This window comes from Brevundimonas sp. (assembly GCF_023259385.1).
Lineage (GTDB): Bacteria > Pseudomonadota > Alphaproteobacteria > Caulobacterales > Caulobacteraceae > Brevundimonas.
This window is the reverse complement of the sequence record NZ_JAHFPF010000137.1, coordinates 1-9,370: the sequence shown is the minus strand read 5'-3', so window position 1 is coordinate 9,370 and position 9,370 is coordinate 1. Positions and strand designations below refer to the sequence as shown.

Genomic DNA, 9,370 nt, shown 5'->3' with positions numbered 1-9,370 from the left:
GGGCTTCACCTCTTCCTGAACCAGCGCCACGGAAGACGACAGGTAGAAGTAGTTCAGGAAGTTCGGACCCAGCATCAGCACCAGCGCCAGCGGCCACGACGGCGCCCAGACGAAGGCGATGTAGAGCGGCAGGGCCAGCGACAGCGAGATGGCCGGCAGCAGGGCGTAGGCCTTCTTGGACCGCCGCGTGTAGCGGTCGATCAGCCATCCGGAGGCGAAGATGCCGCCGCCCATGCCGATGGCCACCACCAGTGCGTACCACAGGGCCACGTCGTTCAGGGTCATCCCCTTCTCGCGCATCAGGAACAGCACGGCGAAATTGCCCAGGCCGTAGGTGACGATCTGGGTCACGCCGCTGCCCAGCGAGGCCAGCACCAGGGTCGGGGTGGAGAAGAACATCCTCACCGTGGCCCAGAAGCCGGCTCGGGGCGGGGCCGCGGCGTCCGGCGCCCGGTCCAGTCCGCCGCGCCGGGGCTCCTTGACCAGGAAGGGGGTGGCGGCGGCGACGACGACGCCGACCGCGCCGATGGCGATGAAGGCGTCACGCCAGCTGAAGGCGGCGGCCACCGACGCGCCGAAGGCGATGCCCAGCGCCGCGCCCACGGGCGGCCCCAGATTGTAGATGCCCAGCGCCATGCCGCGACGGCCGGGCGGGAAGTAGTCGGTAATGATGGCGTAGGACGGCGGCACCCCGCCCGCCTCGCCGAAGCCCACGGTCATGCGCGCCACGGCGAGCTGGCCGAAGCTGAGCGACAGGCCGCAGGCGATGGTCGCCGCGCTCCAGATTCCGCAGGCGACGGACACTACCCAAACCCGGTTGGTCCGGTCCGCCAGCCAGCCCACGGGGATGGCGATGAAACAGTAGAAGAATGCGAAATACAGCCCGCCCAGCAGGCCCAGCTGTCCGTCGGTGATGTGCAGGGCGTCCTGGATCGGCTTGGCCAGGATCGACAGCAGCTGCCGGTCCAGGAAGTTCAGCACATAGACGAACCACAGCACGCCCAGGGCGACCCAGGCGGGCCGTCCCACCGACGGTTTGGCGGCGGGAGGGTCTCCGGATTCGATCGGTGTCGCACTCATTCTCGTTTCCTCGGATGCGGGCCTGAGGGCCCGTCTATTTTTCGGGATGGGTCAGCGCGGCGTAGGTGAAGCCGCGGGCCTTGGCGCGGAACTCGTTGCTCACCGGATCGGCCATCCGCTGGATCAGGCCGACGAAGACGATGTCGTTCTCGGGGTCGATCCAGAACCAGGTCCCGCCGCCGCCGCCCCAGCTCAGCGTGCCTTTGCCTTCGCCGAGGCCCAGCCGTTTCGGGTCCTCGGTGATGGCGAAATCGAGCCCGAAGGTCAGGGCTGGGCTGAAGGGCAGCAGACGCAGCGGGCTGTATGTGTTCAGGACGGCGTCGGGGATGACGTTGGTCGCCATCAGGTCGATGGTCTCGGGCTTCAGAATGCGAACGCCGTCCAGCTCGCCCCGGTTCAGGATCATCTGGCAGAAGCGGGCGTAGTCGGTCGCGGTCGAGACCAGACCTCCGCCGCCGCCCTCGAACCGGGGCGGGCGGGTGTAGTCGTTGATCGGCATGTCGAAGGCGTCGGCGGCGACCTTCAGTCCGCCCGCGCCGTCGTCGCAGTACATCTCGGCCAGCCGGTGAACCTGGTCGGCGGGGACCTGGAAGCCGGTGTCGACCATGCCCAGCGGCGCTAAGATCCGGGTGCGGAGAAACTCGCCGAAGGTCTGGCCCGACAGCCGTTCGACCACCAGCGCCTGCAGGTCGGTTGCGATGGAGTAGAACCACTCGGTTCCCGGCTGGAACATCAGGGGGATCCTCGCCGCGCGCTCGACAAGGTCCTGATAGCCGTGGGCCATCATGACGCCCGCCTCGCGATAGGCGCGCTCGACCGGATGCACGTCGAACAGGCCGTAGCCGAGCCCGGTGGTGTGGCTCATCAGCTCGCGCATCGTGGGCGGCCGGAGGGCGTCCTCGGTCAGCATGGCACCGTCCTCGGCGAGGCCGGCATAGACCTTCTGGCCCTTCAGCTCGGGCAGATAGTCCGTAACCGGATCGTCGAGGCGCCAACGGCCTTCCTCGAACAGCATCATCATGGCCACGCCGGTCACCGGCTTGGTCATGGAGTAGATGCGGAAGATGGCGTCGCGGCTCAGCGGCGCCGCATCGCCCAGCCGGGCGTGGCCGAAGGTGGTGAAGGCGGCGACCTGTCCGTGGCGCATCAGCAGGGTGGAGGTCCCCGCCACCAGCCCCGCCTCGACCATGCCCGCCATATAGGCGTCGAGGTCGGCGAGACGGGCGGAGTCGAAGCCGAGGGCCTCGGGATCCGGTGCGAACGGAAGGCCGCCGGTCATTCGCGCGTCTGCTTTCGCCGTTCCGCCGCGCGGTCGTGGCAAATGCCGATGAAGCCGTGGGCCATGAAGGAGGCCATCCGCTCCTTGATCGCCTCGAAGTCGTCGGACCGGCATTTGCCGCCCGACAGGTGGTCGATCCGGCCTGTGCGTGCCAGGCTCAGCGTCAGGGCGCCGGTGACGAAGTGATAGCCCCAGAACAGGTCTTCCTCGGTCGCGTCCGGCAGGGCCTGCCGCAGCAGGCCGATGAGGCGCAGCACGACGGGGTCGAACAGCCGGTCCATGACCTCGGCGCCCCAGGCGGGGGTATTGTTGATCTGGGCGCTGAGGGCGCCGAAATGCCGCCATCCGTCGCCGCCGTTCGAGTAGGTGTCCAGGTCGGTATCCAGGAAGGCGCGCAGGGCGCCCTCGACCGTCGGCTTGCCGCCCGCCGCCGCCTCATAGGCGTCCAGGGCCTCCATGCGGCGTCCACTGGTCACGGGCGCCCGGCGCGCCATGACCTTGTCGAACACCTCCTGCTTGTCGGTGAAATAGTAGTGGATCAGCGATTTATGGACCCCGACCTTGTCGGCGATGTCCTTGATCGTCACCCCATAGAAGCCATGCTGCGAGAACAGCTCCTCGGCCGCGTCGAGCAGTTGCTCCAGGCTTTCGGCGCGTTGCTCTGCCTTGCGGCGCGGCTGGCGGGGCGGGGTGGTCATAGGCGGAACCTCAAGGCGGTCCGGCGCGCCACGGTAGAACGCCGACTCGATGGAGACGGCGGTCATCCTATGCGCCTCCATAGGTGGCGCGAAGCACGGCCTTGTTGATCTTGCCCGTGGCCGCCAGAGGCATGGCCGTCACGCGCACGATCCGCTCGGGGATCCACCAGTCGGCGACCTGACCCTTCAACGCGCCCTTCAGATCGGCGTCGTCGATGGTCTGTCCGCGGGCGGGTTCGATCACCATCAGGGGACGCTCGCCCCATTTCGGATCGGATCGGCCGATCACGGCCACCAGTCCGACAGAGGGCAGGGCGCCGACGATCTCCTCGATCTCGACCGGATTGATCCATTCGCCGCCCGACTTGATCAGGTCCTTGGACCGCCCCGCCAGCGTCAGGTTTCCCGCGTCGTCCAGGATGGCCAGGTCGCCGGTGTCGAACCAGCCGCCCGCGTCGATGGCGGCCTCGGCCGCGCCGAAATAGCGGTTCAAGACGCTCTGGCCCCTCACCTTCAGATGGCCGACCACGTTGCGCTGGTCGGGCAGGGGGGCGCCCTCGGCGTCGGTCAGCAGCAGGTCCAGGCCCATGGGCGGGCGGCCCGATCCACGCGCGGCGCCCGGTCGGCGGCTGCGCGGCGAGATGGCGCCCAGCGGCGACAGTTCGGTCATGCCCCAGCTGGTCTGCACCGTCGCGCCGAACCGGCGTTCCATCCGCTGCAAGAGGCTGTCGGGGCAGCTGGAGCCGCCGATGATGATGCGCTCCAGGCTGTGGGTCTCGGCGCCGGTGGCGTCCAGATGATCCAGCAGGCCCAGCCAGACGGTCGGCACGCCGACGGCGACGGTCACCTGATGCCGGTCGATCAGCCGGGCCAGGCTGGCGCCGTCCGTGACCCGGCCTGGCAGGACCAGGTCGGCCCCCACCGCAGGCGCCGCGAACGGCAGGCCCCAGGCGTTGGCATGGAACATGGGCACGGCCACCAGCACGGCGTCGTCGGCCGTCAGGGCCATGGCGTCCGCCTGCAGGGCGCGGGTGGTGTGCAGATAGTTGGAGCGGTGGGTGTAGACGACGCCCTTGGGCGCGCCCGTGGTGCCCGAGGTGAAGCACAGGCCCGCCGGCGCCGTCTCATCGAACCGGCCCCACTCGACCGGACGCCCGCGCTCGGCCAGCAGGGTCTCCAGCTCGCTGACGTCGGCGCGTCCGGCCTCCGCCGCATCGCCGTCCAGCAGGATCAGGTGTTCGAGGCAGGGGCAGGCGGCCAGCAGGGCCTCGGCCATGTCCCGCAGTCCGGCGCCGACCGCCAGCACGCGATCTTCGGCCTGCACGATCATCGCCGCCAGATGGGCGATCGTCAGGCGGGGATTGAGGGTGTGGCAGACCAGGCCGACGCCCATGGCGCCGTACCAGACCTCGACATGGTGTTGGGTGTTCCAGGCCAGGGTGGCGATGTGCTCGCCAGGCGCCAGGCCGAGGTCGAGCAGGGCGCCCGACAGGCGGTTGGCGCGCTCGCGCAGGGCGGCGTAGCCGAGGAGGGAGTCCGGGCCGTCGACGCCGGCGGTGATCACCCGCGCCTCGCCGTGCCATTTGGCGCCGTGATCCAGGAAGCGGTCCACGGTCAGCGCATAGTCTTGCATGGGGCCGGGGAGCGAGCCGATCATCCTGAAGCGAAATTCCAGACAGTTACAGGGGCCGGCGGACCGGCGAAGGGGGCGGGGCGGCGACCTTCGGCCGCCGCCCCGGCGTCAGGCTCAGAAGGTCTTCATCAGGTTGATGCCGAACTGCCGCGGCGGCCCGGCGTAGCGCAGGCCCGCGTTGACGGCGGCGATGTAGGTCTGGTCGGTCGCGTTGTGCGCATAGGCCGCGACGGTCCAGTCGTCGGTCTTGTAGCTGAGCATCAGGTTGACCAGGTCGCGGGCTTCAAGCCGGTCGCCCAGGGCCCGGTTGTTGAAGATGGAGGTCCAGGCCTCGCCGATGTGGGCGTAGTCCATGCGGGGCGACAGGGTCGCGCCGTTCGGCAGCTGGAAATCATACTGGACGCCGATGTTGAAGGTGAACTCCGGCGCATAGCTCTGGGTGTTGCCGTCCAGGTTGAGGCAGTTGGCGGTCGCCGGACCGGTGGTGGCGTTGCACGTGCCGCTGCGCGCGACACGCGGGTCGGCGGCGTAGAACTCGCCCAGCTCCGATTTGGAGACGGCGGCGCCGACATCCACGGTCCAGTCGTCGACGCGCACCTGGGCCGAGGCCTCGACGCCCATCAGAACGGTCTCGTCCGCGACGTTGACGATCGAGCTGAACAGCGGGACGGCCGGATCGCCGACGACGACCTGGAAGCCCTCATAGGTCATGTAGTAGGCGCCCAGCTGAGTGCGGACCCGGCCGCCGAACAGGGTCGATTTCCAGCCCAGCTCGTAGTCGATCACGTCTTCCGGCCCGAAGGAGCTGGCCGGGACATAGAAGTTCGGCGCGTTCAGCCCGCCCATCTTGAAGCCGGTGGCGACGAAGCCGTAGACGAAGTTGTTGTCGTCGATCTTGTAGTTGAGGCTCAGCTTGCCGGTCGTCTTCTCGGCGGTGACCTCGTCGTTCTGCAGCAGGGTCAGGCCGAACGCCGGATAGGTCGTGTAGACGTTGTCGTTGCGCGAGGTGCTTTCCGACCAGCGCGCGCCCAGCTGGATCTGCAGCCGGTCCGAGATGTCGTAGCTGACCTGGCCGAAGACCGCGGTGGTCTCCTTCGGCGTCTCGCCGAAGATGTAGTAGTCGACCACGCCCTCGGGGAAGCCGACGTGATAGGCGCCCTGCGGGAAGGTGGTGACCGGGAAGGTGACGTTGTCCTGCTGCCAGAAGGCGCCCAGCAGCCAGGTCAGGCGCTGGTTGTCCGGCGAGACCAGGTTGATCTCCTGCGACCAGACGTCTTCCTCTACGCGGTCATAGAAGGTGTTGTTCAGCGCGCTGGTGCCGTCCAGGTCGGTCGAGAACTCGCTGATCCCGTCCTGATAACCGGTGATCGACCGCAGGGTGATCCCGTTGTCGAAGACGTAGCTGACGTTCAGCGACACGCGCGCCGTCACGTCCTTGCCGGAGTGGGGGCCGTTGGCGGTGATCTTGAACGGATCGTTGGTCGCCAGCGCCGGGTCGGCCGGATAGCCGCCGAAGTCCAGGCTGTTGTAGTCGCCCTTCAGCAGCACCCGCAGGGCCGGCGTCGGGGTCCACAGGAAGCTGGCGCGGACGCTGTTCATGTCCACGTCGCCGGGGCTGCCCTTATAGGGGCCGGTGATCTCGTGGAAGCTGCTGCGCTGCTCACTGTTGACGGCGAAGCGGGCGGCCAGGGTGTCGGTGATTGGCACGTTCACCGCGCCCTGGAATTTCAGGTTGTCGTAGTTGCCGACCTGACCCATCACATAGCCGTTCACGCCCGAGAAGTCGGGGTTGCGCGAGGTGATGAAGACCGCGCCGCCCGTGGCGTTGGTGCCCGCGAAGGTGCCCTGCGGTCCGCGCAGCAGCTCGACCGCGCCGATGTCGTAATAGGGCTCGGTCTGGAAGTAGCCGGGGAAGACCGGCACGCCGTCGCGATAGGTGGTTACGCCCACGCCGATGGCGGTGGTGGGCTCCGACTTGCCGATGCCGCGCACGTTGAAGAAATTGCCCTGGCCGAAGTTCTGCACCGTCGTGGACGGGGCCACGAATTGCAGCTGCTCCAACGAGAAGACACCGCGGTCGTCCAGGCTTTCGCCCGACAGCACGGTGGCCGCGACGGCGGTTTCCTGAAGGTTGGTCGTGCGCCGTTCGGCGGTGACCACCACCTCGCCCAGCGAGGCGACGTCGGCCTGCTGGTCGGTGGATTGGGGCGTGGCGTCCTGAGCCTGCGCGGCTCCGGCCCACAGCAGGACGGCGGCGGATGTCGTCAGCCAGAGCTTGCGCCCCATGGTCTTCCTCCCTCGATGTTTCCTCGGGCGCTCTGACGGCGCCGTGACCATGACCGTCTCACCGATTCAAGTCGTCGTCAATCCTCACTCGCCGGCTAGTGAACATTGACCTTTCGGTCAGGATCATCAGAGTGCGACTGCCCGGAGCCGGGCGACAGCGGCGATGTCCGGAACAGTCGGGAGACCAGCATGACCATCGATCTCAAGGGCCGGGTGGCCATCGTCACGGGCGCCGGCGGCGGCCTGGGCCGCAGCCACGCCATCGCCCTTGCCCGCCACGGCGCCAGGGTGGTGGTCAACGATCTGTCGGCCGCCGCGTGCGACGCGGTCGCCGCCGAGATCACGGCCGCGGGCGGCGAGGCCGTTCCCTGGACGTGCAGCGTGACCGACCGCGAGGGCGTCTTCGCCATGGTCGCGGGCGTGGTCGAGCGCTGGGGCCGGATCGATATCCTGGTCAACAACGCCGGCATCCTGCGCGACCGCACGTTCGCCAACATGGATCTGGACGATTTCGCCCTGGTGGTGGACGTGCACCTGATGGGATCGGTCAACCTGACCAAGGCCGCCTGGCCGCACATGCGCGACAGGGGCTACGGGCGGGTGATCTTCACCACCTCGTCGTCGGGCCTGTACGGAAACTTCGGCCAGGCCAACTACGGCGCGGCCAAGATGGCGCTGGTCGGGCTGATGCAGACCCTGGCGCTGGAAGGCCGCAAGTTCGACATCCGCGTCAACTGCCTGGCCCCCAGCGCGGCGACGCGGATGACCGAGGGCGTCTATTCCGACGATGACCTCAAGGGCCTCTCTACCGACCTGGTCAGCCCGGGCGTGGTCGCCCTGGCCGCCGAGAGCGCGCCGACCCGCACCATCCTGCTGGCGGGGGCGGGGGCCTTCGAGCAGGCGCACATCACGATGACGCGGGGCGTCCATGTCGGCGACGCCCCCGACGCCGCCGAGCAGATTCAGGCGCAGTGGGCTCGCATCGCCGACCGGACCGAGGAACAGGTCCCCGAATCCGGCGCCGCCCAGTACACCCACGAGATCGGCCATCCTGATCGTGCGGTGGTCGGCGCGCTCGATGCGGCCTGACATCCGGGAACCTTGGTACGCCCGCGATGAATTCTGGGATTCCTGGGCGTAGGCGTTAACGGCGCCTTAATATAAAGGCCAAGCTTCGCCGTCATTTTTGCCGGTGAAGCTTGACCCGTCGCGCTCGCGGCGGACCCGGGGGAAGTCAGAGATGTTCGGTATTGTGAAGTCGGTCTTCGGCCGCGCGGGCGTCTACGCGCGCGCGCTGCTGACGGTGGTCGTGGCCTTGGTGGCGCTGGCCGCGCCGTCGGCCGCGTTCGCCCTTTCGGCCGGGTGCAGTGCGATCAATGCCTTGGGTGGAACCTTCACCGTCGATGGCGCGGGCAACGGCACCGACAAGTTCACCGACTTCGCGAGCCAGCCGCTCGCGAACGGTGAGGTCGTGACCTATTCCTGGTCGGGAAACACCAAGGGCGCTTACGTCTACATCCTGTACAGCCAGAACAGCGGCTTCCAATTCGCCCCTGAATCCGTCGAGGATTCGACCGCGGTCAGCGGGTCGGGATCCTTCACCTTCTCGAACATCGCTGCCGGTGACTTCTTCGAAGTCGGCGTGAACGACGACACGATTTACAATACGGGGTCCAATCCCGCGGCGCGTAACAGCACCGTCAACATCACGCTCAGTTGCTCGGCGCCGACCCCGCCCAGCCTGTCGATCAACGACGTGTCCGAGAGCGAAGGCGATACCGGGACCAAGACCTTCACCTTCACCGCCTTCCTGTCGGCCGCCAGTGCGAGCACGGTCACCGTCAACTATGCCACCGCGAACGGCACGGCGACCGCCGGCAGCGATTACACCGCGGTCAGCGGCGTCCTGACGTTCGCACCTGGCGAAACGATGAAAACCGTCGCGGTCCTGGCCAACGGCGACGCCCTGGCGGAGCCGAACGAAACCTTTTTCGTGAACCTCAGCGGCGCGACGAATGCGACGATCTCGGACGCTCAAGGCATCGGCACAATCGTCAATGACGACGTGGCGACCCCTCCGACGGTCAGCGCGGTCTTCAACGCCTCCCCCATCAACCTGGGCAGCAGCCGTCAGCTGCAGATCACGATCACCAACCCGACCGCCTCCCCGATGACCGGGGTCTCTCTCGCGGCCGCCGCCCTGCCGGCGAACGTCAACGGCAGCACGCCGGCGACCAACTGCCCCAGCGCAACGGCCAGCTACAACGCCGGGACCAAGGAATTCAGCCTGTCCGGCGGAACGCTCGCCGCCGGCGCCAGCTGCCTGTCCACCCTGACCGTGACGCCGACGGCGGTGGGCAGCTACACCTATACGACCGGCGCGGTCTCGGCGGC

7 protein-coding genes are annotated in these 9,370 nt (G+C 68.0%); 2 read left to right on the top strand and 5 right to left on the bottom strand.

Translation table 11 applies throughout. The features are described 5' to 3' along the window. The 5 genes from Q0C81_RS11420 to Q0C81_RS11400 all read right to left on the bottom strand — a co-directional run. The coding region (locus tag Q0C81_RS11420) for an MFS transporter (protein WP_291837725.1) at positions 1-1,080 on the bottom strand (1,080 nt) is incomplete at its 3' end. A gap of 34 nt (positions 1,081-1,114) precedes the next feature. Beyond that, complete coding sequence (locus Q0C81_RS11415) at positions 1,115-2,359, bottom strand: serine hydrolase (RefSeq protein WP_291837723.1); 1,245 nt, start codon at positions 2,357-2,359, stop codon at positions 1,115-1,117. Further along, positions 2,356-3,057, bottom strand: coding sequence for a TetR/AcrR family transcriptional regulator (locus Q0C81_RS11410; protein ID WP_291837720.1), 702 nt, complete (start codon positions 3,055-3,057; stop codon positions 2,356-2,358). The genes Q0C81_RS11415 and Q0C81_RS11410 overlap by 4 nt, the downstream gene beginning before the upstream one ends. A gap of 67 nt (positions 3,058-3,124) precedes the next feature. Beyond that, positions 3,125-4,714, bottom strand: a complete 1,590-nt coding sequence (locus Q0C81_RS11405; RefSeq protein ID WP_291837716.1) for an AMP-binding protein — start codon at positions 4,712-4,714, stop codon at positions 3,125-3,127. A 90-nt stretch (positions 4,715-4,804) separates the two neighbouring features. After that, the gene (locus Q0C81_RS11400) at positions 4,805-6,976 is read right to left on the bottom strand and encodes a TonB-dependent receptor (RefSeq protein ID WP_291837710.1); all 2,172 of its coding nucleotides are present in this window, start codon (positions 6,974-6,976) and stop codon (positions 4,805-4,807) included. Between the two features lie 189 nt (positions 6,977-7,165). On the opposite strand from Q0C81_RS11400, the gene Q0C81_RS11395 reads away from it, so the two are divergent. Beyond that, positions 7,166-8,065 carry an SDR family NAD(P)-dependent oxidoreductase gene (locus Q0C81_RS11395; protein WP_291837707.1) on the top strand — a complete coding sequence of 300 codons (900 nt, stop codon included), beginning with the start codon at positions 7,166-7,168 and terminating at the stop codon, positions 8,063-8,065. Between the two features lie 163 nt (positions 8,066-8,228). Further along, positions 8,229-9,370, top strand: a 1,142-nt coding sequence (locus Q0C81_RS11390; protein WP_291837704.1) for a Calx-beta domain-containing protein, incomplete at its 3' end; no start/stop codon positions are given.